The 23,342-nt window shown below is 65.8% G+C and carries 17 protein-coding genes; 7 read left to right on the forward strand and 10 right to left on the reverse strand.

Going from position 1 to position 23,342, the window contains the following annotated elements:
* Positions 1 to 79 precede the first annotated feature (79 nt).
* The 3 genes from ACG2LG_RS11095 to ACG2LG_RS11105 all read left to right on the forward strand — a co-directional run bounded on the left by ACG2LG_RS11095 (position 80) and on the right by ACG2LG_RS11105 (position 2,444).
* Positions 80 to 850 (forward strand): hypothetical protein, encoded by a 771-nt coding sequence (locus tag ACG2LG_RS11095; protein WP_396258985.1) that lies wholly within the window; start codon positions 80 to 82, stop codon positions 848 to 850.
* Positions 851 to 855: 5 nt separating this feature from the next.
* Positions 856 to 1,596, forward strand: coding sequence for a hypothetical protein (locus ACG2LG_RS11100; protein ID WP_396258986.1), 741 nt, complete (start codon positions 856 to 858; stop codon positions 1,594 to 1,596).
* Positions 1,597 to 1,829: 233 nt separating this feature from the next.
* On the forward strand, positions 1,830 to 2,444 hold the full coding sequence (locus ACG2LG_RS11105; RefSeq protein WP_396258988.1) for a hypothetical protein: 615 nt from the start codon (positions 1,830 to 1,832) through the stop codon (positions 2,442 to 2,444).
* 19 nt (positions 2,445 to 2,463) lie between these two features.
* Here the strand turns inward: ACG2LG_RS11105 and ACG2LG_RS11110 are convergent, their stop codons facing one another.
* Together ACG2LG_RS11110 and ACG2LG_RS11115 are read right to left on the reverse strand one after the other, a co-directional pair.
* Positions 2,464 to 5,295: an ATP-dependent DNA ligase gene (locus ACG2LG_RS11110; protein WP_396258990.1), complete on the reverse strand. Its 2,832-nt coding sequence runs from the start codon at positions 5,293 to 5,295 to the stop codon at positions 2,464 to 2,466.
* Between the two features lie 139 nt (positions 5,296 to 5,434).
* The gene (locus ACG2LG_RS11115; RefSeq protein WP_396258992.1) at positions 5,435 to 6,112 is read right to left on the reverse strand and encodes an SDR family oxidoreductase; all 678 of its coding nucleotides are present in this window, start codon (positions 6,110 to 6,112) and stop codon (positions 5,435 to 5,437) included.
* A 92-nt stretch (positions 6,113 to 6,204) separates the two neighbouring features.
* On the opposite strand from ACG2LG_RS11115, the gene ACG2LG_RS11120 reads away from it, so the two are divergent.
* Positions 6,205 to 6,951: a zinc metallopeptidase gene (locus ACG2LG_RS11120; protein WP_396258994.1), complete on the forward strand. Its 747-nt coding sequence runs from the start codon at positions 6,205 to 6,207 to the stop codon at positions 6,949 to 6,951.
* A 161-nt stretch (positions 6,952 to 7,112) separates the two neighbouring features.
* A complete protein-coding gene (locus tag ACG2LG_RS11125) occupies positions 7,113 to 9,113 on the forward strand; it encodes an ATP-dependent helicase (protein WP_396258996.1) in 2,001 nt (666 codons plus the stop codon).
* Positions 9,114 to 9,210: 97 nt separating this feature from the next.
* On the opposite strand, the gene ACG2LG_RS11130 is transcribed toward ACG2LG_RS11125, so the two are convergent.
* Positions 9,211 to 11,763 carry an MFS transporter gene (locus ACG2LG_RS11130; protein WP_396258998.1) on the reverse strand — a complete coding sequence of 851 codons (2,553 nt, stop codon included), beginning with the start codon at positions 11,761 to 11,763 and terminating at the stop codon, positions 9,211 to 9,213.
* Positions 11,764 to 11,824: 61 nt separating this feature from the next.
* On the opposite strand from ACG2LG_RS11130, the gene ACG2LG_RS11135 reads away from it, so the two are divergent.
* Together ACG2LG_RS11135 and ACG2LG_RS11140 are read left to right on the forward strand one after the other, a co-directional pair.
* Entirely contained in the window at positions 11,825 to 12,196 is a 372-nt protein-coding gene (locus ACG2LG_RS11135) for a DUF167 domain-containing protein (RefSeq protein ID WP_396259000.1), read from the forward strand.
* A 38-nt stretch (positions 12,197 to 12,234) separates the two neighbouring features.
* The gene (locus ACG2LG_RS11140; protein WP_396259002.1) at positions 12,235 to 14,847 is read left to right on the forward strand and encodes a hypothetical protein; all 2,613 of its coding nucleotides are present in this window, start codon (positions 12,235 to 12,237) and stop codon (positions 14,845 to 14,847) included.
* 86 nt (positions 14,848 to 14,933) lie between these two features.
* Here ACG2LG_RS11140 and ACG2LG_RS11145 read toward each other — a convergent pair whose 3' ends face one another.
* The 7 genes from ACG2LG_RS11145 to ACG2LG_RS11175 all read right to left on the reverse strand — a co-directional run bounded on the left by ACG2LG_RS11145 (position 14,934) and on the right by ACG2LG_RS11175 (position 23,315).
* Positions 14,934 to 16,166 (reverse strand): PQQ-binding-like beta-propeller repeat protein, encoded by a 1,233-nt coding sequence (locus ACG2LG_RS11145; RefSeq protein WP_396259004.1) that lies wholly within the window; start codon positions 16,164 to 16,166, stop codon positions 14,934 to 14,936.
* Positions 16,163 to 17,305, reverse strand: a complete 1,143-nt coding sequence (locus tag ACG2LG_RS11150; RefSeq protein ID WP_396259006.1) for a glycerate kinase — start codon at positions 17,303 to 17,305, stop codon at positions 16,163 to 16,165. The genes ACG2LG_RS11145 and ACG2LG_RS11150 overlap by 4 nt, the downstream gene beginning before the upstream one ends.
* A 63-nt stretch (positions 17,306 to 17,368) precedes the next feature.
* The gene (deoC, locus tag ACG2LG_RS11155; RefSeq protein ID WP_396259008.1) at positions 17,369 to 18,103 is read right to left on the reverse strand and encodes a deoxyribose-phosphate aldolase; all 735 of its coding nucleotides are present in this window, start codon (positions 18,101 to 18,103) and stop codon (positions 17,369 to 17,371) included.
* Positions 18,104 to 18,304: 201 nt separating this feature from the next.
* Positions 18,305 to 19,852 carry a sulfatase gene (locus ACG2LG_RS11160; RefSeq protein ID WP_396259010.1) on the reverse strand — a complete coding sequence of 516 codons (1,548 nt, stop codon included), beginning with the start codon at positions 19,850 to 19,852 and terminating at the stop codon, positions 18,305 to 18,307.
* Between the two features lie 232 nt (positions 19,853 to 20,084).
* Positions 20,085 to 20,579 (reverse strand): DUF3368 domain-containing protein, encoded by a 495-nt coding sequence (locus ACG2LG_RS11165; protein WP_396259012.1) that lies wholly within the window; start codon positions 20,577 to 20,579, stop codon positions 20,085 to 20,087.
* Positions 20,576 to 20,809, reverse strand: coding sequence for a UPF0175 family protein (locus ACG2LG_RS11170; RefSeq protein WP_396259014.1), 234 nt, complete (start codon positions 20,807 to 20,809; stop codon positions 20,576 to 20,578). The genes ACG2LG_RS11165 and ACG2LG_RS11170 overlap by 4 nt, the downstream gene beginning before the upstream one ends.
* Before the next feature lie 289 nt (positions 20,810 to 21,098).
* Complete coding sequence (locus tag ACG2LG_RS11175) at positions 21,099 to 23,315, reverse strand: NADP-dependent isocitrate dehydrogenase (protein ID WP_396259016.1); 2,217 nt, start codon at positions 23,313 to 23,315, stop codon at positions 21,099 to 21,101.
* Positions 23,316 to 23,342 lie beyond the last annotated feature (27 nt).

A 23,342-nucleotide genomic window follows, 5' to 3' on the forward strand; every position in this document is an offset into this window, starting at 1 on the left:
GGCCTCGCGCGGTCCTTGTCGGTCGATTTTGCTCCCTGGTTGAATGGATCCGGCGTTATGACGTCGGATGATGATGCCGATGAAACTTCCCGCGACCCTCCCCCTGCTGGTCGGGCTGGCATGCCCGTGCGTTCTTTCCGCTGAAGAGTCCGACGCCCACCTGCCGCGGCAGGTCCAGGTCCAGGTCGAGTTTGTGGAGTTGGATCACAAGGATCTGACCAAGCTCCTCTTTCTGTCGGCGCTCGAGGTGGCCGACGCCACGCCGCTTCGCAAGACGGTGGCGGAGATGGTGAAGAAGGGAGAGGCAAACGTGCTGGAGACGATGATGGTGGTGGCGCGGAGCGGCGAGAAGGCGACGAGCGAGTCGATCCGGGAGTTCGTTTATCCGACCGAGTATGAGCCGCCGGATATCCCCGACGAGGTCAACGTGCCCGGCGAACCGGACGGGAAAGGAGTCTCACCGGAAGAACTCAAGTGGATGGGGATGCTGCGGACCCAGTTCACGCCGACGGCCTTTGAGACTCGGAACCTGGGCGGCACGCTTGAGGTTGAGCCCGGCCTTTCCGACGACGGGCGGATCGTGGATCTCAAGTTTTCGCCTGAGATCGTCTGGCACACGGGAAACACGGTCTGGGCGGAGGACAAGGATGCCCACGGCAATGTCTCAAAGGTTCAGATGCCGCAGATGTACAGCCTCCGCGTGAATACGGCGATTACCTGCATCGATGGTCAGTACAATCTGGTAGCGGTACTTTCGCCCAAAGATCAGGACGGCGTAACGGACTTCACCCGCAAGGTGATGATGTTCGTGAAATGCGACGTGGTCGTTGTGAAGGAGACGGGAAAATGAAGCGGTTGTTCGCGCTTCTTTCCCTCGTGCCTGTCGCGGGGATGGCATCGGTCGCGGACTTCGATCCGTTTGCGCCGCCAGAGCCACCGAAAATGGTGCGGGTTCAGGTCGAGTTTGTGGAGGTGGCGCACGCGGACTACACCGAATGGATGATGGGCAATCGGAGTGCGTCCGATGCCACGGCGTTGCGGATGAAGTTGGCCGGACTGGTCGAGCAAAACCAAGCCAAGGTCGTGGAGACGATGATGGTGGTGGTTCAGAGCGGCAAGAAGGCGAGCAGCGGGTCCAATTGTGAGTTCATTTGGCCGCTTGTCTACGAGCCGCCGAGGCTTCCCACACCCGGCCACTTCCCCCTTCCACCAGATGACATACGGAGGATTCGGCTTGGCATCCCGCTCACACCCACGGCCTTCGAAACTCGGAATCTCGGGAGTAATCTTGAGATTGTCCCAACCGTCGCGAAGGACGGGAGAACGATCTCGCTGGAATTGGCTCCAGAGCTTGGGTTTCTGGCAGGCCATGTGGCTTACCGTGATTTCATCACGCCCGATCAGCACCGGTTTCAGCAGAGGCATCCCATCTTCATCACCCAGCGGGTGAACGTGGAACTGACCTGTCGAAGTGGGAGTTACGCGCTGGTGACGGTCCTGACGCCGTCGGACGAGGACGGTCAGCTTGATCCGAGCAGGAAGACGATGGTTTTCGTCAGGTGCGACGTCGTCGAGGTGAAGGAGGTGTCCCCATGAAGGGGCTGTTGGGAGCGTCACTTCTGGCCTTGGTCGGAGGTCTGTTGGCCGAGGAAGGTGTGGATCCCTTCGCGGCGTCCGATCCTTTTGCAACCGAGGGTGATTTTGATCCGTTCGCATCGAAGCAAGATTTTGATCCGTTTGCACCACCTCCACCTCCCGGTCCTCCGGATCCTTCCAATCCAGATCGGGATCTTCCCAAAATCATCCGGGTTCAGGTCGAGTTCGTGGAAGTGGCACACTCGGACTACATCGAATTGATGGCGGGGAACGCCGACACCTCGGATGCGGCCGAGCTGCGGAAGAAGCTCGCAGGAATGGTCGAGGTCGACCGGGCCGAGGTGGTGGAGACGATGATGGTGGTTTGCCGCAGTGGTGAGAGGGCGACCGCGGAGTCGATCCGGGAGTTCATTTATCCGACGGAGTATGAGCCGCCGGGCTATGAACCACCTCCACTGCCGCCAGAATGGATTCGGAGAATGAACAATCTCGCTCGACTGCGTCTTCCGACCGCGCACACCGCTTTTGAAACCCGGAACGCCGGATCTACCTTCGATATTGCCCCGAATCTCGGCATCAATGGGAGGATCATCGACCTTCAGCTTGCTCCCGAGATCGTCATGCTGACGGGCTACGAGGTGTACGCCGAGTTCGAGGCGCTGGGCGGCCATGTGCATCAGGACAAGTGGCCGGTTTTCACCACCCAACGAACCAACAACTCGCTGACCTGCATCGATGGTCAGTATGTGCTCGCCAGCGTCCTGACTTCATCGGACGAGGAGGGGGAGATCGACCCGAGCCGCAAGATCCTGGTCCTCGTGAAGTGCGACGTGCTGGTGGTGAAGTGACTTGGAGGCGGGCGGCCTCCTATCCGAGCAATGCTTTTGCCGAGCGCAGGGTGTCGATGTCGGCGAGGGTCTTGTCGCGGCGGATGGCCTTGATTCGGGGGAAGCGCAGAGCGAGGCCCGAGTCGTGGCGCTTGGAGGGCTGGATGGAGTCGAAGGCGATCTCGAGGACGAGGTTGGGCTCGACGAGATGCTTGCGGCGCTTCTTCTCGAGAGTGTGCTTCTGGAAGTGGTCGGTGAGTTCCTCGATCTCAAGGTCGGTGAGGCCGCTGTAGGCCTTGCCGATGATGCGCAGGGTGTCGCTGTCCTCGTCGCGCACGGCGAAGGTGTAGTCGCTGAGAAGTTCGGCGCGTTTGCCGTGGCCCTGCTCGGCGGCGACAACGACGCAGTCGAGGGTGGGCATGACGCCCTTGAGCTTGAGCCAGGCCATGCCGCGGCGGCCGGGGAGGTAGGGGGAATCGGGTTGCTTGGAGATGAGGCCTTCATGGCCGTCGGCGAGGGCCTGCTTGAAGGCGGTCTCGAGGGTGTGGATGGAATCGGCGTGGATCAGGGGAATGGGGGTGATGCGGCGCTCCCGTCGCCCTTTCAGGGCTCCTGAATCGAGCTCGCTGGGGGGACCCAGGGTTGCACCCTGGGCTGTCGACCGTCGCCCCGTTGGGGCTCCCGAGGTGGACGAGGTGTCGGGGAGTGTTGGGGCTTCCGGGGTGGATGGATTGAGCAGGGCTTCGAGGTGACGCCGGCGCTGGGTTAGGGGGTGGTCGAGGAGGGTGGAGCCGTTGTGGAGCAGGATGTCGAAGGCGATGAAGTGAACGGGGGGAAGGTCGGACTCGGAGAAGAGGTCGGTCTGCGCGGTGTTGAGCCGGCCGAGGCGTTTCTGGAGGTCGAAGAAGGTGAGGCGCCGGCCCTCGGCGTGGGCGATGATCTCCCCGTCGAGGATGAAGTCGCCGGGGATCGCCCGCGCGGCTTCGAGGAGCTCGGGAAACTGGCGGTCGATGGGCTTGAGGTCGCGTGAGTAGAGTCCGACACGGTCGCCGGATTTGTGGAGCTGGCTACGGATGCCGTCGTACTTCGGTTCCAGCCAGAGGGAGCGGGGAGCGGGGAGCGGGGAGCGGGGAGCGTCCGTGGAGTGCCTGGTGAATATGGTGGCGGCGGATTCGCCCGGGGAGGCGAGCATGACCTTGACCGGGACGAAGGGATGAAGAGCGGCCCGGTCGAGCAGGCCATCCCGGGCAAGTTCGGCGGTTTCGCCGAGATCCCCGGTGAGCATGTGGGCGCGGCGCAACGCTTTCGGGTCAGCGTCGAAGGCAACGGTCAGGGCGTCCTCGACGAGGCCTTCCTTGAGGCCGATGCGGAGGTCACCGGTGAGGAGCTTGACCAGCGTTTCGCCCTCGGCGGGGTGGAGGGTGCGGAGACGGCCGCCGAGAGCCTCGATGCGGCCGATCGAGCTTCCGCTTCCGGCAAGTTCACGGAAGAAGCCGAGAATTTCCGGGAGATCGACCGGGGAGGGTTGAAGGGGGAGTTCCTCGAGAAGGAGCCGGGCGGTGCGGGCGGCGTCGTTCTGGGTGGTTGAGATCTCACGGTAGCGGATTTCCCGGGCACCGGGGAGTGAGAGCAAGGCCCGGCGCAGGGTGGCGGTGCCGGTTTGGAGCTGCCCGTCGCGGCGGGGAAGTGCCCGACCGGTGAGCCAGGTGGTGGCAGTGGCGAGCGGGACACCGGGCCTCCGGAGGTAGTCGGCCAGCAGCTCGATCTTGCGGGTGCGGCGCTGGGTTTCGCCGACGAGCCGACAGAGGTCGGTGAAATCGGCGAAGGGGCAGGATGGCCGGCGATGGCGGTCCCTGGCCGGAGAACCCGGTTCCTGAGGGCGTCCGCAGACCTGGAGTTCGAGTTGGTCGTTGCCCATGGCCGACCACGCCTCGATCCCGCGCTGGCGGAGTTCGGCGGCAAATTCCCGGGCGTAGCCATGCACCGTGAGCACGCGTTTCGGTTGGACGCGCCGGACGCACTCCAGCAGGCCGGGGTGGTCGGCGTGGTCGGAAAGCGCGATGGCTTCGTCGGTGCGGTAACGGTAATTGGCGCCCGGGGTGAGTGCCCAGCCGCTGAGCATGGCAATGCGGCGGTTGCGGATCGATCGGAGCAGTTTCGAGCGGACCGCGTTCGGCGGTGCGATCACCGCGGTTCCGGGTGGAACCGTGCCTTCGAGAAGGGCGGGCTCGGGGACGGTATCGAGGCCGGCCGCGCGGCAGGCCTCGGTCATCTCGGCGACCTTGGGGTGGAGCACGGCGGGGATGCCGTGCTCATGGATCAGTGCAAGGGCCTCCTGGGCCTTGCCGAGCGAGTAGCCGAGAAGCACGGGGACCTCGTCGTCGTGGAAGGCGTTGTCGATGAAGCGCAGGACCTCGGCCTCGATCTCGAGCGGAGAAGGAAAGGTGAATTTCGGCAGGGCGAAGGTGGTTTCGAGGACCAGCAGGTCGGCCTGACGGAAGGCCATTTCCTCGGCGGCACGGCCGCGGCGGACCTTGAAGTCGCCGGTGTAGAGCAGCGTGGCACCGTCATCGAGGCGGGTGACGTGGATCATCGCCGAGCCGAAGATGTGCCCGGCCGGGAGCAGTTGGACGCGATGCCCGTTGAGCTCGTGCGTCGAGTGCCAGGCGAGCGGGAGCAGGCGTTTCTCGGCGAGCTTGTAGCGGGCCCGGACGAGGGCGGCGGTGGTCGCCGAGCAGATCGCGGTCTGGTGGCGGGCGAAATGGTCGGCGTGGGCATGGGAGACAAAGGCGAGCGGCTTGGCATCCCAGGGGTCGAGCCACAAGTCCGCCTCGGGAAGGTGGAGGCCGCGGTGGAATTTGACGGGGATCACGGGATCTTCCGGATGGTTCGAAGCCCAAGTTCCAAGTGAGAAGTTCCAAGTGCCAAGCGAAGTGCGCCTGCGGCGGTCAAACGGGGGCGCGACAGCGTCGCGCGCTCCAGTTGGAACTTGGTCCTTGGCCCTTGGAACTTCACGCGACCGTGAGCGGCTGGCCGTTGTGTTTGGCGGTGAGCGACTGGAGGAAGGGGATGGCGGTCTTGGCCCATTGCTTGGCGTCCGGATAGCCGGAGGACTCGGCACCGAAGCAGGTGCGGAGCATGTCGGTGTCGATGATGCCGGGATTGAGCGGGATCGCGGCGAGGCCGGGGGGGAGTTCCTGGGCGAGGGCCTGCATCAAGCCTTCGATGCCCCATTTGGAACAACAATAGGGAGCCACCTCGGGGGAGGTGGAACGGCCCCAGCCGGAGGAGAGGGCGACGACGATGCCGGATCCGCGCTGGATCATGGCGGGAAGTGCCGCGCGGATCAGGTGGTGGACCCCGTTGAGGTTCACCGCCGTGAGCCGGGCGAATTCCTCGGGCGGGATCTCCCAGAGGGGGGCGGGGGGATTGATGATGGCGGCATTGGCGACGAGCAGGTCGGGCGGCCCGTGGAGGGCGATGGCTTCGTCGGTGAAGCGTTCCACGGCGGCGCAGTCCGTGACGTCGCATTCCCGGACGAGGTGGGGGTCGCCGAGGTCGGTGGTGAGGGCGTCGAGCGCGTGGGCGGAGGTGCCGCAGCCGCTGACCGCCCAGCCGTCCTTGGCGAAGCCGAGGGCGAGTTCGCGGCCGAGTCCGCGGGTGGCGCCGGTGAGAAGCAGGTGTTTCATTTGGTCATTGTGAGCGTGGAAGCTGGAAAACGGGAGGGATTTTCTACTCCGGAGTGGGTTGCACGCCGGTCGGACCCGGTTAAACTCCGGCCATGATTTTCGAGATTCTCGCCCAGTATTCCCAGCAGCCGGCTGGTGGCCAGTCGATGTTCAGCGGTGGCTACCTGCTGCTTATTTTCGGAACCATGGCCGCGAGCATGCTCGCCAGCGGCATTCTGAAGGCGAAATTCCGCAAGTATTCGCAGGTGCCGACGAGCATGACCGGGGCCCAGGTCGCCGAGCTGATGCTGCGCCAGAACGGGATCACCGACGTGCGGGTGATCAGCACGCCGGGCCAGCTGACCGATCACTACGATCCGAGAAACAAGACGGTGAACCTGAGTGACGTGGTCTATGGTCAGAACAGCGCGGCGGCGGCGGCCGTGGCGGCCCACGAGTGCGGCCATGCTCTGCAACACCAGCAGGCCTACGCCTGGCTCCAGTTCCGCTCGAAGATGGTGCCGATGGTCACCCTCGCGAGCAGGATCCAGCAGTGGTTGCTGATGCTGGCGATCTTCGGTCTGTTCGCCTTCGGCTCGGGATCGCTGATCCTGATCTACGTTTTCCTCGCGACCTTCGTGGCGACCACCCTGTTTTCCATCGTGACGCTGCCGGTCGAGTTCGATGCCTCGAAGCGGGCCCTCGCGTGGCTCGACAAAAGCCAGGCCGTGCGCGGCATGGAGCACGCCCAGGCCAAGGATGCCCTTTTCTGGGCGGCGATGACCTACGTGGTGGCCGCGCTGGCGGCGATCGCCCAGCTCGCCTACTGGGCGATGATGCTGCTCGGGCGGCGGAACTGAGTCCAATGGCCTGAAAAGCCATGAGAACGAAGCCCGGGGTTGACGACTCCGGGCCTCTTTCTCGCGACCCGCTGGGCCGCGGGCCTGCGACCCTTGGAGCCGTTTTTTGATGCGGGCGAGCTTGAATGTTCGGGATGCCTCGGCTTTGCTCCGCGCCGCGCATGGCAGGGGGATTTTCGTTCGACTCGCTCAACCGGGCTCAGCGCGAGGCGGTGGGCACCCTCGACGGGCCGGTGCTGATCCTCGCGGGGGCCGGGACGGGAAAAACGCGCACGGTGATCTGCCGCATCGCCAACATGCTCGAGTCGGGTGTCGCCCCCGAGAACATCCTCGCGGTGACCTTTACCAACAAGGCCGCCAACGAGATGCGTGAGCGGATCGGCGGGATGGTCTCGCGCAAGGCGGCGGAGCCGATGACGGTGTGCACCTTCCACTCGCTGTGCGTGCGGCTGCTGCGCGGCGGGATCGACAAGCTCGGCTACAAGAAGAACTTCTCGATCTGCTCCGGCTCCGACCAGGTGGGCATCATGCGCCAGCTTCTGGTGCGGATGGGTGGCACCGACGAAAAGGTGAAGCCCGAGACGGTGCTCGGCGCGATTTCGAAGGCGAAGAACACCGGGCGCGATGTCGGCAAGCTGGAGGATGATTTCTTCGCCCAGCTCGGGGTCGCTTATCAGAATGAGCTGCGCGCGCGGAATGCGGTGGACTTCGATGACCTGCTGCTGCTCGCCGAGCAGTTGCTGCGCGAGCACCCCGACGTGCGCCAGCACTTCCGTGGGGTCTATCAGCGGGTGACGGTGGACGAGTTTCAGGACACCAACGGCCTCCAGATGCAGCTGCTGCAGCAGCTTGTCGGCCCGCCTCATCACGTCTGCGTGGTCGGCGACGACGACCAGTCGATCTACGGCTGGCGCGGGGCGGAAACGGCGAACATCCTCGAGTTCGAGAAGTTTTTTCCCGATCCGAAGGTGATCCGGCTCGAGGAAAACTACCGCTCGACCCATGCGGTGCTGCACACGGCGAACAGCCTGATCCGCCGCAACGCCGGGCGCCGGGAGAAGACGCTGCGTTCAACGATTGCCGGCGGCGAGCCGGTCAAGCTGGTCGGCATGCCGGGCGACGAGGAGGAGGCCGAGTACATCGCCGAGGAAATCCTTGCGCTCAAGTCCAGCGAGCAGCGGCCGTGGGAGGACTTTGCCATCCTGTTCCGGACCAACGGGCAGAGCCGCAAGCTCGAGGAGGCGCTGCGCCAGCGGAAGGTTCCCTACCGGATGGTCGGTGCCCAGAGTTTCTACGACCGCCGCGAGGTGAAGGACGTGCTCGCCTATGTCGAGATTCTCGACGACCCGAATGCCGACGTGCCCCTGTTGCGGATCCTGAATTCGCCACCCCGTGGCATCGGCCAGGCCACGACGGTGATGGCGACGGACTTCAGCCGCGAGCGCGGGATCAGCGTGTGGGAAGCCCTGTGTGATCCGGATTTCACCGGGCACCTGGCGTCGAGAGGCCGGAATGCGATTGCCGACTTCGTGGCCAAGGTCGTCACGGCCAAGGCCGCGATCGACGCCAGGGAGAAATCCCCAAACGTGGTGGTGCACGACTTCCTCGACGACTGCGGCTACCTCGAGTGGATGGCGCGCAACTGCAAGACCGAGCAGGAGAAGAACCAGCGGGGTGAGAGTGTGCACGAGGTCCTTGCCGAGCTTTCGAAGTATGTGAAGAAGGGCAAGAGCCTGCGGAAGTTTCTCGATGACTCCGCATTGGCCTCGGACCGCGACGATGATGACCTGGAAAAGAAGCAGGGGGCGACCCTGATCACCCTGCATGCCTCGAAAGGTCTTGAGTTTCCCGTGGTGTATCTCGTGGGTCTCGAGGAGGGGGTGCTGCCGCACCGGCGCAGCATCGAGGAGGGCACCAAGGACGAGGAGCGGCGCCTGCTCTATGTGGGCATCACCCGCGCGCAGAAGCGGCTGACGATGACCTACTGCCTGGTCCGTACCAAGTGGGGCCAGCAGGTGGGTTGTGCTCCGAGCAGTTTCATTGCCGAACTCGATGAGGAGCATCTTATTCACACCAGCTGGGACGACGTGATGGGTGCCGAAGTCAACGATGAGGAACTCGACGATTTCTTCGGCGAGATGGAGGAGTTCTTGAAGAGGTAATCTGACCCTGTCGGCGGGCGGGTGATGTACGTCGTTCCTCAGGAGGTCTTCCTTGCGGGTTGTGCGCCTCGCACGATGCGGCCCCCTAAAGGGGGGACTACGAACCACCGCTGGCGGGCGGGAAGAGGAAGCTCTCCTCGTCGACGGAATAGCCGTCGAGGATGATGTCGTCGGGCGCGGCGGGACCCGAGATCACGATGCCCTCGTCCCGTTCCCGAATGGAAAATCCGGGCAGCACGATGCCGCAGCTGCCGGGTTTCGAGCCGGCTTGGGAGCGGCTGCGGGCGTGGTGGACATCGCCCCCGGGCAGCGACATGGCGATGATCACTCCATCGACGGCGAGGCAGGGAAGATGAGCCCATCCCTCCACATTGAGGGGTTCGAGCGCCCTTGAGCTGAAGTCGTAGAACTGATGGCCGCCACCGGGCCTCGGGTGGGATGCGATCTTGTCGCGAAGAACTTCACCACCGACCCACTGCCTCTCCTGATGCTCGTCGATCTCGGAGTGCATCGAGATCCGGGAACGGTGGATGGAGGCGAAGGCTTCGAGGCCGTCGAGTGCTTCGACCTCGGGGTCATTCTCCAGCCGGGCGATCCGTTCGCGACGGAGCAGGCCGTTGACCAGGCCGATCTGGTAGCCGTTGGCGCGGGCGGCAGGGTCCGGTCGTTTCCGCCAGCGGGGAGCCCGCGCTTCGAGGGCCTCGGTCGCCGCGTCGAGCAGCCCTTGCCGGATACGCGCCAGACGGGCATCGGCCGGGTCGATCGGATCGCCGAAGGATGCCTGCATCTCGTAGGGGAAACGATGTGGCAGCTTGGTGAAGTAGCGGTTGTTTTCGTAGGAGAAGATCGAACCCCAGGCACCGTCCAACCACAGCGGAACCACCGGTGCCCCCCCTTGGCGGGCGATCAGTTCGAAGCCGCGCTTGAGCTCGCGCAGGGTGCCGGTGCGGGTGAGCTGGCCTTCGGGGAAGAAGCACACCACATCGCCCCCGGCGAGGGCCTTCGAGGCGGTTCGCAGTGCCTCGCGGGGTTTGTTCAGCGCGATCGGCACGGTGTTGAAGAGCCGGCAGAACCAGCGGATCGCCGGATTCTTCATGAACTCCGCATCCATGACGAAGCGCACCGGCCTCGGGCTGGCGGCAGTGATGAAGAAGGCGTCGGCCCAGGTCACATGATTCGGCAAGAGCAACACCCCGCCGGTCTTCGGCAGCCTGTCGTCCCCGACCGGGCGAATCCGGTAGAACAGGCGGATGAGGGTCAGGCCGATCACCCGCACCAGATCGCCGGGCATGAGTCGCACGATGTACCAGGTGATGAAGCTGCACAGCACCGCCGCAGCGAGGAGTTGGAGGTGGTAGCCGGGCAGCGGGCTGATGCCCAAGGCGGAGATCCCGGCCGCCAGACCCTCGACGAAGGCGGCGGCGAGAATGCCGGCGAGACAGTCCTGGAGGTTGACGGCCGACTGCAGTTCGCCGCGCTTGCCTGCCGGGTAGCGGTCCTGCATCCAGGCGTTGAGCGGGGCGAGGAAGATGGCCGCGAAAAAGGCGAGGGCCCCGACGCCCCACAGGAAGGATCCGCTGGAGGGGCGGAGGATGGTCATCAGCATCGCGCCAAGGCCCAGGGACTCGTTGTCGAGCAGCGCGAGGCTCGAGGTCGGATCGGCCAGGCTGGCGAGAAGCACCGCGGTGAGAGTCATGGCGGCTCCGCCGAGCGGGACCCAGCCGAGCTCGATGCGCCTGCGGAGCAGCAGCGAGGCGACGCCGAAACCGGCGGCCATGCCGAGTCCGGCGGCGGCCATGAACCACGAGGAGAGCGTGCCGAATCCTTCCTGGCCGTCGGTGAGGGTCTTGGCGAGCTTGACCGACCAGAGGTTGATGAAGGTGGCAAAGCCCCAGAAGAAGGCGACGGCGAAGGACGCACGCCGGAGCGGCAGGTCGGCCCACAGGTCGCGCAGGTGGCGGAAGTGCTCGAAGGCGACGCGCCGCGTGAGCGGGCCGGCGCCCTGTCTCGGTGTGCGCGGCACGATCCAGGCCATGATGATGGCCGGCACGGCGACGGCGGTGAGGACGACCATCGGGGCGAGCGCGGTGTGCCAAGCCACGTCGGGGGTGCCCCCGGCGGCGGCGTAGCGCTTGTCGTAAACGACCCCGGCGATGATCTGTCCGGCGAGGATCGCGAGCATCGCCATCATCTGCTGGATCCCGGCGGCGAAGCCGAGGTGCCGGGAGCCGACGAGTTCCTTGTTGATGCCGATCTTGGCCGGGCTGAAGAAGGCCGATTGGACCGCCAGCGCAAAGAAGCCGCACAGGGCGAGCGTCATGTTGCCCAGCCAGATTGCGCCACACAGCCAGCCGAGGATGAGGAGCTGGGCGATGGCGGCGCCGAGCATCACGTCGCGCTTGGAAAAGCGGTCGCTCAGCCAGCCGGCCAGCGGCGCGAACAGCACGAAAGGCAGCGCGATGAAGATCGTGGCCCAGCTTTCCACTGCGGCACCGAGCAGCTGGTAGCCGATCGCACCGCCCAGCGGGACGAGCACGAACTGTGCGGCCTTGTCGTTGAACGCATTCTGAGTCTGCTGGACGATCATGCTCCAGAAGCCGACCCACTCGCGTTTCGTGGGCTCCACCTGGGGATCGGCTTCGGGAAGCATCGGGCCGAGCTTGGCGGTGACAGGGCCGCTCGGCAAGGTCGGGGGTCAAGGAGCGCCGATTATGAAATCGGCACCCCACCGCGAGGCGGAGGGGAAGCAAATCACCCCGCTCGTGCCATCCTCGGGCACCAACCCGTCATGCCGGTTTCATCACCGGCGCTCCTCGTGCTACCCTGGCGGCATGAAGCTGGTGGTGCGGGCGGTGCCGAATGCGAAGCGCAGCGAGTGGATCGGCTGGGAGGAGGATCCGCGGGCCGGGCGTGTCGCGCGGGTGCGGATTGCCGCGCCGCCGGTGGACGGCAAGGCGAACGAGGCGTTGCGGAGCTTCCTGGCGAAGCACCTCGCGGTGCCGAAGTCGCAGGTGATCCTGGAAAAGGGTCGCAGCTCGCGGCTGAAGACCTTCACGGTGCCGGAAGGCTGCCTGCCCGAATGACTTGCAACATCCGCACCGGACGCAGGGTAATCCGAGTCATGAGAAGGTGGATTTGGTTCCTGCTGACCGGTGCGGCGGTGGCCGCCGAGCCGGTGTGGATCGAGGGTGAGGCCGCGACTCGCGCGGAGGTGAACCGTCACCCGTGGTATCACGGACAGGTGAAGAAGGAGGAGCTATCGGGCGGGGACTTCCTTTCGCATTTCGACGACGCTCGTGAGGGCAGGGCGGACTACAGGTTCGAGATCGAAGCGCCCGGCGACCACGAGCTGTGGCTGCGGTCGAACCCGGTGAAGAGCTGGCTCTTCTATCAGCTCGACGACGGAGCCGAGAAGGAAGTTGATTTCGGCAAGGGGCTGACCGGGCAGGTCAACCTTGCGGCCGACGGCAAGCCGGACCTGCGCTTCATGGCCTGGTGCCGGGTCGGGACCTTCCCGCTGGCGGCCGGGGAACACCGGCTGAAATTCCGCTTCGCCAGCGAGCTGTCGCATCACGGGTCGATCGATTGCTTCGTCCTCGCTCCGCCGGGATTCAAGCCGGAGGGGACGCTGAAGCCGGGGGAGATCGAGCAACGCCGCGACGAGCTGGCGAAGGGCGGGGACGGCTGGCTGCCGTGGCTTCCCCAAGCCGACGGCGAGTCGCGGATCAGCCTGCGCGGGCTCAACGAGCGCGTGGCCGGCGAGCACGGCCGCATCGTGGCGAAGGGCCCCGACTTCGTGCACGAGAAGACCGGCGGAAAGGTGCGCTTCTGGGCGGTGAACGGTCCGCCGGACGATCTCCACGGCGAGGACCTTGCCGCTTGCGCGCGGATGCTGGCCGACCGTGGCGTGAACCTGGTCCGCCTGCACGGCAAGGTGTTCGACGAGGCGACCGGCGAACTGGACCGGGCGAAGGTCGGGCGCATCCACGAGGTGGTGGCGGCGATGAAGAAGGAGGGGATCTACTCGCATCTCTCGATCTACTTTCCGTTGTGGATGAAGCCGAAGCCGGGCCCCGGCTGGCGCGAGGGCTATGACGGCGGACGGCATCCCTTCGCGCTGATCTTCTTCGAGCCCGAATTCCAGGCGCTGCACCGGCAGTGGTTGGCGGCGGTGCTGGAGGGTCTGCAGGACGAGCCGGCGGTGTTCGGGGTCGAACTGGTCAACGAGGACTCGCTGTTCTTCTGGACCTTCGACGAGAAAATCATTCCCGATCCGCAGTTGCGGAAGCTGGAGCGGCGCTTCGCGGCCTGGGCGGGGGAGAAACACGGCTCCGTCGATAAGGCGGTCGAGGCGTGGGGCGGAATGCGGCATCCGCGCGACGGCGACGGACGGCTGGGCTTCCGCGGGCTGTGGAACATCGTCAACGAGCGCACGCCGCGCGACCAGGCCACCGCGGACTTCCTGCTCGGGGTGCAGCGCGGGTTCTACGAGGAGACGACGGCATGGCTGAGGGAGCGGGGCTTCAAGGGCCTGGTCACCGCCTCGAACTGGCACACCGCGGATGCGGCGCGGCTCGGGCCGCTCGAGCGCTACAGCTACACCACGGGGGATTTCATCGACCGCCACGGCTACTTCGGCTGCGGGCACGAGGGCGACAATGCGGCCTGGTCGGTCCGCGACGGCCACACCTACGTGGATCGTAGTAGCCTGCGCTTCGAGGGGACGAAGGGAGGGCGCGATTTCTCGCATCCCGTGATCGACCTCGAGATCAACGGCATGCCGTCGATGATCTCCGAGACGACCTACAATCGTCCGAACCGCCACCGCGTCGAGGCGCCGTGGGTGTACGCGGCCTACGGGCTGCTGCAGGGCACCGACGCGATCGTGCATTTCGCGCTCGATTCGGCCGGGTGGTCGGTGAAGCCGCGCTTCTTCATGCAGCCTTGGACCCTGATGTCACCGACGCAGGCCGGGCAGTTTCCGGCGGCCGCGGCGGTTTACCGGATGGGTCTGCTGCAGGAGGGCGCGGTCGTCGCGGAGGCGGCGCTTTCGCTGGAGGACGCGGTGGCCTTGAAGGGCAGCCCGCTGGCACCGGCGGCGAATCTTGACGAACTGCGGAAGGTCGGCGTGCCGGACGGTGTGGAGGCGCGCGGCGGCATCGATCCGCGGGTGCACTTCACTGGTCGCACGCGGCTCAACGTGGGACAGGGTGATAGCCGTGCGGCGAGGGTCTCGACGGCGGGCATCGATGCGGAAGGCGAGCGTTTGATGAGTTCAACCCGTGAGCTGGCGCTCGACTACGGCAAGGGGCTGCTGCGCCTGAGGGCGCCGGCTGTGCAGGGAGCCGTGGGGGCGCTGGCGGGCGAGACGCTGGATTTTCCCGACCTCGGGATCCGCTCGCCGATGGAACTGGGCGCGGTGGTGGCGGTGGCCCTGGACGGACGCCGGATTCGCGACTCGGGCCGGATCCTGGTGCAGGTGATGAGCGAGGAGAAGGCGAACGATTTCCGCGATGTGGAGCTTTCGGGCGGAAGGAAACGGATCGAGTCGATCGGCCAGGATCCCTGGATGATCCGTGAACTCGAGGGAGAGTTGAGCTTGAAGCGCGACGACGCCGAGGAGCTGAGTGTCGAATCTCTCGACTGCGACGGTCGGGTGGTGGGCAAGGTTCAGGGAGCCGGGCGCATCGCGTTTCGGAACGATGTCCCCTACTACCTGATCACCCGGCCTTGAGGGGAAATGTGACCGGGCCTTCCAGGCCCGGTTTCACAAACGCTGATCGGGGACTACGGGCCTGGAAGGCCCGGTCACGGCCTGCTTCAGCGACCACTGATTTTCCACAGGTGCTTCTCGGAGCGCAGGATCAGGTGACCGTCGATGACGGCCGGTGAGGCGAACAGGCGGTCACCCATGTCGATTTCGGAGAGAATTTCGGCACCGTCCTTCTTCAGCTCGAGTACGTAGGCGATGCCGTCCTCGGTGAGGCAGTAGAGGGTGTCGCCGCACAGCAGTGGGGAGGCGGAGAAGTTGCCGGCGAGCCGCTCGCGCCAGAGTTCGTCACCGCTTTTCATGTCGAAGCCGCTGAGGAAGCCGCCGTCGTCGAGCACAATCACCTGCTCGTTGGCGATCAGGAAAGAAGGCGTCTTCGGAATGCGGCGGTCGACGGTCCAGGCAAGATGGCTGTCGGTGACGTCGCCGGTGGCGCCGTCGAGCCGGATCGCGAGCAGCTTCGGCTTGAGGAAGCCGGTGGCGAGGTAGACGTGGCCCTTGCCGACCACCGGCCGGGGCACCACCGAAAAGCCCTCGCCGTAGTCGAGCTTCCACAGCAGCTTGCCGTCGGTCGGCCTGTAGGTGCCGACCATGCCGCTGCCGGGGCTGATGATCTGCGGCCGGCCGTCGTGGGTGACCAGCGTCGGCGTGCAGAAGGAGAACTTGCGGGCGACCTCGGCGTCGCGCGGGGTCTTCCACGCGGTGGTGCCGTCGTTGCGGTTCAGCGCATAAACCGCGGGATCCTTCTCGGCATCGACGTTGATGACGATGAAATCACCCGCCGCGATCGGCGAGCTGCCGTTGCCGTGCATCGGCGGGTAGGAAATCTTGCGCGTCCAGATCGTCGAGCCGTCGTCGAGCTTGAGCGCAGCCGTGCCCATGTGGCCGAAGTGGACGTAGACGGCTTCGTCGATGACGAGCGGCGTCGGGGTGGCGAGGCTGTTCTTCGGATGGAGGGCCTTGAGTTCGGCCTCGGTGGGCTCGAAGAGGTCGACCGACCACTGCTCGGAGCCGTCGGCGAGCGAGTAGGCGTGGGCGCCGAGGATGGTCTTGCCGTTCTTTTCCGCCGAGGTGGTGACGACGATCTTGCCCTTGGCCACGACCGGCGACGACCAGCCGTAGCCCGGCAGCCGGGTCTTCCAGGCGATGCCTTCGGTGGCGCTCCATTCCCGGGGCGAAGGGCCGGCGATCACGCCGTTGCCATCGGGTCCACGGAACTGTGGCCACGAATCGACCGCTGTCGCGGCGGTGGCGAGGATGACCAGGATGAGCAGCGGTTTCATGGGTGGGGCGGCGTGGAATCGGGGGATTCGAGCAGTTTCAGCAATGGCGTCCGGCAAACCTCTTCGCGCAGGAGCGCTGCGGCGCAACGAATGAGTTCCTCGAACGGGCGTCCGGTGTCGGCGAGGGCACCGATGTGGGCGAACAGCCCGGCATTCCGCACCGCGTCATCCGCGATGCCGCAGTAGCCGGCGACCGGAATGCCGCGGGCCCGGCGGGCGAGCGCGACCGGGCCCTTGCCGCCGAGGCTCTGGACGTCCAGCGAACCCTCGCCGGTGAGGACCAGGTCGGCGGCCGCGATGCGCTGGTCAAAGTCGAGCAGGTCGGCCAGCAGGTCGAAGCCGGGAACCAGCGAGGCCTTGGCGAAGTGGAGCAGTCCAAAGCCAAGGCCCCCCGCCGCGCCGGCACCGGGCGTCTCGGCGGAGGCGTGGTCGCCTGTGATCTCGACGAGCCGGGCGAGCGCGGTTTCGAGGACCTCCTGATCCTCCGGGCTTGCTCCCTTTTGCGGGGAGAAGACGGCGGTGGCCCCGCGCACGCCGAGCAGGGGGTTGTCGACGTCGCAGGCGACGGTCACCGGCGGGAGTTCGAGTCGTGACGCGTCATCGATGCGGACGACTTGCGGAAGATTCACCGGCAGGGGATCCAGCTCGCGTCCGTCGGCATCGAGGAAGCGGATCCCGAGCGCGGCGGCGAGACCGCAGCCACCGTCATTGGTGGCGCTGCCGCCGAGGCCGAGAAACACGCGACGGACGCCGTGGTTTCGGACCGCATCGGCGAGTTGCAGGCCGACGCCGCGGGTGGTGGCGGTGAGCGGATCGCGTTCGTTCTCAGCCAGTCGCTCGATGCCGGCGGTGGCGGCCATTTCGATGACCGCGACCGGGCCGGAGTCGGTATCGGCGAGGAGGTAGCGGCTCTGCATCGACCGCCCGCGGGCATCGACGGCTGCGGTTTCGATCCAGCGTCCGTTCAAGGCCGGCTGCAGCGCCTCCATGAAGCCCTCGCCGCCGTCGGCGATCGGGCAGAGGTCGATGCAGGCGTCGGGAACGGCGTCGCGGACCCCCGAGGCCATCGCCTCCGCGGCCTCGAGGGCAGTGAGCGAGCCCTTGAACTTGTCGGGGGCGATGAGGATGCGGTGGGGCATGGTGCTTCAAACGGGCTGGGTTTGTGGCACTTCGTCTGTTGCCGGTTTCATAACCGGCGCTCCTTACGCCTGCGAGAGCAGGTCATCGAGGAGCGAGGAGGCACCGAGGCGGAAGGTGGAGGGGGTGACCTCGGGAAGGTGGCTGCTGGCCAGTTCGTGGTAAACGAGCGCGTCGGCGTAGGTGCGGATGCCACCGGCGGGTTTCACCCCGATGACCTGGCCGGTGTTGGCGTGCCACTCTCGGGCGGCCTCGAAAAGGATGCGGGCGTGGTCGGGTGTGGCGCCGTGCTTGCCCATGCCGGTGGAGGTCTTGAGGAAGTCGGCGCCGGCTTCGAGGGCCACCTGGCAGGCGGTGCGGATGGTGTCGGCGTCGCCGAGGTCGCAGGTTTCGAGGATGACCTTGAGGTGGGCCGCGCCGCAGGCGGACTTCATGGCCTCGAGTTCGGCGCGCAGGCTGACGAGATCACCGGAAAGGAGCAGGCCGCGGGGGATCGCGATGTCGATTTCCTTGGCCCCCGCGGCGACCGCGAGCTCGATTTCGCGGGTCTTCACTTCCAGCGGTGCCTGCGAGCAGGGAAAGGCGGCGGCGACGCAGGCGAGCACGACCGGCGAGCCGTCCAAGGCCTCGGTGGCGACAGCGGCGAAGTTCGGCCAGGTGCAGAGGGCGGCGCAGTGGATCGCGGGGTCGCCGGCGACCGGCTGCATCGCACGCTTCGCCAGGGCGCGGACATCGTCGGCCGAGTCGGTGGTGCCGAGGGTGGTGAGGTCGAGGAAGGGGATCAGCTCGTGGGCTTGCATGGCGCGGAGGTTAGCTCCTCGGTGCGGCGAGCCAAGCGCGGGTTCGATCTTGGGGTCCGTAGACTGCGGCGCTTGAGCGCCGCTCTGGCGAAGCACTTCAGTGCGAAGCTGCCGGGAGGGTGGGGTGGGATGTTCAAGGCGGTGCCCGTCGATGAATCGACTCGCTGAGAGCGGTGCTCAAGCACCGCAGTCTAGAGCGACCTACCGGCCCTTGACGCAGTAGGGCGGACGGTCGAAGGCGTCGTCGAGACGGGGGTCCTTGCCCTTCTCCAGCTCGGCCATGAGTTGTTTGCGGAGTTCATTCAGCTCCTCGGCGAAGCCCGGATCATCGGCGACGTTGTCGGTTTGGAAGGGATCGAGTCCGAGAAAATAGAGCTCCTCGGCCGGCCGCTTCTCCCAGCCCTCGCGCAGTACGAGTTCGAGACCCTCGTCATCCTGATTGCGGATCAGCCAGGTCTTGGTCGGCGAGGCGTCGATATCGGCATAGGCCGCGCGGGTGTTCTCGTCGATCTGGGAGAAGTCCGGTTCTTCCTCATCGGCCATCTTCGGATCCCCCATCGGCCAGCGGTCGGGCTTGAAGTTCCGCACGTAGAGGAAGTCGGGGGTGCGCAGGGCCCGGACCGGATAGGGCAGGTAGCCCTCGCGGGCGTTGCCGACGTGGACCTCGCGGCCGATGAGGGCCCAGTTCCGAAGGTGACCGTCGCACCAGCCTTTGACCAGACACGGCAGCAGGTCCTCGCCGTCGGGATCATCGGGCGAGCTTGTCCCGGCCGCCGCAAGGAAGGTCGGCGCCAGGTCGATGAGGGAAACCGGGGCCCGGATCACGCGTTCTTTCTCGATTTGCCCGGGCCAACTCATCGCGAGCAGCACGCGCGAGCCGAAGTCGTGGACGTTGCACTTGCCGCGGGGGAAGCCCGGGATGCCGTGGTCGCCGCTGATGACGACCAGGGTGTTGTCGAGTTCACCCATCTTCTCGAGTTCGGCGATGATCACGCCGCAGGCCTGGTCGAAGGCCATCGCCTCGCCAAGGTAGTCGGCGAAGTCCTCGCGCACGATCTCATTGTCGGGGAGGAAGGGCGGCAGTTTGCCCTTCAACTGGTCGGGATCGAGGCCCCACAGCTTCTTGCCCGATCCCTGGATCCAGGTGCGGTGGGTGTTGGTCGGGTTGAAGGAGTAGAAGAAGGGTTGGCCGTCCTTGCGGTCCTTGAGGAAGGCCTGGAAGTTGCTGCGGACGTCTTCGAAGATCTGCCCGCGGATGTCGGGATTCCGGGTGACCTGCTGCGAGAAGGTGCTGATGCGGTTGCCCTTTGGGGAATACTGATGTTTTTTGCCCCCGATCAGGCGGTCGGGAATGTGCCACTTGTGGCTCCAGCCGACGTGGTAGCCGGCGCGGCGGAGCGTTTCGGGCATGCCAACGATCTTGTCGCCGGGATCGGGCGTTCCCTTCTGCCAGCGGCTGTGGAGTTGGGAGAAGGACCCGTTGCGGAAGAAATGCCGGCCGGTGTATAGCGCCCCGCGCGAGGGGGTGCAGGAGGGCGCCGAGACGAAGGCATTGTCAAAGCGTGCCCCCTGGGCGGCGATCTTGTCGAAGACCGGCGTCTTGATGATGTCGTTGGGTGAGGGCTGCTCCGGATCGGCGTAGGCCGAGGCGTAGCGCCCGAGGTCGTCGGCGAAGAGCAGGACGATGTTGGGCTTTTCCGCCGCGAGGGTGGAAAGGGTGCCGAGGAGCAGGAGTGCAAGGAGCTTCACCCGGAAGAGTGCGCTGGTTGGGCGGGCGATCTTTCAGGCGGAGTGGCTCCTTGCAGGAGCCATATCAGGGCGTGGCGGTCTCCCGACCGCAGGGGGAGGCAATGGATTCTTCGAGAGCCAGGTCCGGCCATGGGAGCGGCTGAAAGCCGCCCGGCCCCGTCATCCGCCTTCGCCAAGGTTACGGCGCGGCAAGTGGGCGCTTGCAGAGCGCCACTCCTACCCGATGATGGCGTCAATCGTGGGATTCCCCGGCGAGCTGGGCGACCTTCGCAAGCAGGCTTGGCAGCACCCAGAATCCAGCCCGATCTTCAAGCATTCTGACGGAGGGCAGCACTTCGCGGATCAAGCCGCTTTTCTTGGCTTGGATCAGGACACCAAGGACGCCGACAACTGCCAGACCAAGGCATACAGCCGCAGCTCGACCAGCCTGCTCGTCCATCAGCACGAGATCCGCGCCGGTTTCAATGGCAAGCGCCAAGGCGGCGATTTCCCCCATGTCGAGTCGCGGGTTGGAAAGGAGGGATTCCGGTATGGAAGGTGCCGAGGTGACTTCGACAAACCCGGGAAAAGACAGGCCGAGGAAGCGAGGATCGGCTTCGGCCAGACGCTGGAATTCCGCGGCTACCTCGGGCGGTGCCAGAATTCGACCGAAGAGGAGGAACAGCAGATCCTCCTTGCCGATGCAGCTCAGGTTGAGAATGACCGAGGTGTCGGTGATGACGATCATTTCAAGCGCCGCAATGAGTCGAGGTCGGCTTCGAGCATCTCCTCGGTATAGCTTGGAATCCGGCGGCGGATCAATTCCTGATCGAAGGTTTCCCGATCCATGCCCGCGATCCTGCAAGCGACCCCGCGCGAGACGCGTCCGGCGGCATAGAGTCCGCAGGCGAGGTCGAGACGAAGCACGTCGTCGCCGAGGTTCAGCAGTGCGGGGTCGTCGGGCAGGGTCAGGATCATGGCGAGAGCCTAGTCGATCGGGCAGGACTGGACAACTCAATCAAGAATAGGGTTCTGCAAAGGTTCTCGGAATCCTTCACGCCGCTGAAGATGACGGCGGATCTTTCGAGGGGAGTGGCTCCTTGCAGGAGCCAGATCAGGGCGTGGTGGTCTCCCGACCGCAGGGGGAGGCAAATGGATTCTTCGAGAGCCAGGTCCGGCCATGGGAGCGGCTGAAAGCCGCCCGGCCCCGTCATCCGCCTTCGCCAAGGCTACGGCGCGGCAAGTGGGCGCTTGCAGAGCGCCACTCCTACCCGATGATGGCATTCAGCGTCGCACTCGGGCGCATGGCGGCGGAGGCCTTGGCGTCGTCGGGACGGTAGTAGCCGCCGATGTCGACGGGCTGGCCCTGCACGGCGATGAGTTCCTCGACGATCTTTGCTTCGTTGTCCGCAAGCGCCTTGGCGATCGGCTCGAACTCGGCATTGAGGTCGGGATCCTGGTCCTGGGCGGCGAGGGCCTGCGCCCAGTAGAGGGCGAGGTAGAAGTGCGAGCCGCGGTTGTCGATGCCGCCGAGCCTGCGGGTCGGCGACTTGTCGTTCTTGAGGAACTCGCCGGTGGCCGCGTCGAGGGTCTCGGCCAGCACCTTGGCCTTCGGGTTGTCGAAGGTTTCGGCGAGGTGCTCGAGCGAGACCGCCAAGGCCAGAAACTCCCCGAGAGAATCCCAGCGCAGGTAGTTTTCCGCGGTGAACTGCTGGACGTGCTTCGGTGCGGAGCCGCCGGCGCCGGTTTCGAAGAGCCCGCCACCCTTCATCAGCGGGACGATGGAAAGCATCTTGGCCGAGGTGCCGAGTTCGAGGATGGGGAAGAGGTCGGTGAGGTAGTCGCGCAGGACGTTGCCGGTGACCGAAATCGTGTCCTCGCCGGCCTTGAGGCGCTCGAGGGTGAACTCCGTGGCCTCGACCGGGCTCAGGATGTGGATCTCCAGGTCGTCGGTGTCGTGCTCACCAAGGTAATAGCCGACTTTGGCGATGAGTTGGGCGTCGTGCGCGCGGTCCTCATCGAGCCAGAACACGGCGGGAGCACCGGTGGCGCGGGCGCGGGTGACGGCGAGCTTCACCCAGTCGCGGACCGGCTCGTCCTTGGTCTGGCAGGCACGCCAGATGTCCTTCTCCTCGACGCCGTGCTCGAGCAGCACGTTTCCATCGGCATCGATCACGCGGACCACCCCGGCGGCGGGAATCTCAAAAGTCTTGTCGTGGGAACCGTACTCCTCGGCCTTCTGGGCCATCAAGCCGACGTTCGGCACGCTGCCCATGGTGGTCGGGTCGAAGGCGCCGTGCTTCTTGCAGAACTCGATCGTGGCATCGTAGACGCCGGCGTAGGAGCTGTCGGGGATGACCGCCAGCGCGTCCTGGCGCTCGCCGTTCCTGTCCCACATCTTGCCCGAGTCGCGAATCATCGCGGGCATCGAGGCGTCGATGATGATGTCGCTCGGCACGTGCAGGCCGGTGATGCCCTTGTCGGAATTCACCATCGCGAGGTCGGGCCCGGCCTCCAGCGCGGCGGCGAGGTCGGCCTGGATCGCCTCGCGGGTGTCCGCGGGCATGGTCTCCAGCTTGGCGACGAGGTCACCGAGGCCGTTGTTGAAGTCGACACCGGCGGCGACCAGCGCGTCGGCGTGATTGGCGACGAGCTCCTTGAAGAACACGCGCACGCAGTGGCCGAAGATGATCGGGTCGGAGACCTTCATCATGGTCGCCTTCATGTGCAGCGAGAAGAGAATGCCGTCGTCCTTCGCGGCGGCGATCTGACTGTCGAGGAACTCGACCAGCGCGTTGCGGCTCATGCAGGTCGCGTCGAGGACCTCGCCTTCGAGGAGATCGAGGCCGTCCTTGAGGACGATCGTTTCGCCGGAGGCGGTGTGCAGCTCAATGCGGGCGGTGGTCGGGGCTTCGAGGGTCACCGACTTCTCGTTCGAGCGGAAATCGTTGGCGCCCATGTTGGCGACGCGGGTTTTCGAGTCCGGCGACCAGGCGCCCATGCGGTGGGGGTTGGCGCGGGCGTAGTCCTTGACCGCCTTCGGCGCGCGGCGGTCGGAGTTGCCCTCGCGCAGCACCGGGTTCACGGCGCTGCCCTTGACCTTGTCGTAGCGGGCGCGGATGTCCTTTTCCTCGTCGGTCTTCGGATCGGCGGGGTAGTCCGGGAGCGGGTAGCCGGCGGCCTGGAGTTCCTTGATGGCGGCAATGAGCTGCGGGATCGAGGCCGAGATGTTGGGGAGCTTGATGATGTTGGTGGTCGGCTCCTGGGTCAGGTCGCCGAGTTCGGCGAGTGCGTCGGGGACCTTCTTGTCACCAAGGAGATCGGGAAACTGCGCGAGGATGCGGCCGGAGAGGGAGATGTCGCTGCTTTCCACCGAAATGCCCGACGACGCGGTGAAACGGCGGATGATGGGCAGCAGGGAGTAGGTCGCGAGAGCCGGGGCTTCGTCGGTCTGGGTGTAGATGATGGTGGGAGCCTTGGACATGGTCGGGGCGGGGTTGCGCGGGGCCGC

It is taken from the genome of Haloferula sp. A504 (genome assembly GCF_044385805.1).
Lineage (GTDB): Bacteria > Verrucomicrobiota > Verrucomicrobiia > Verrucomicrobiales > Akkermansiaceae > Haloferula.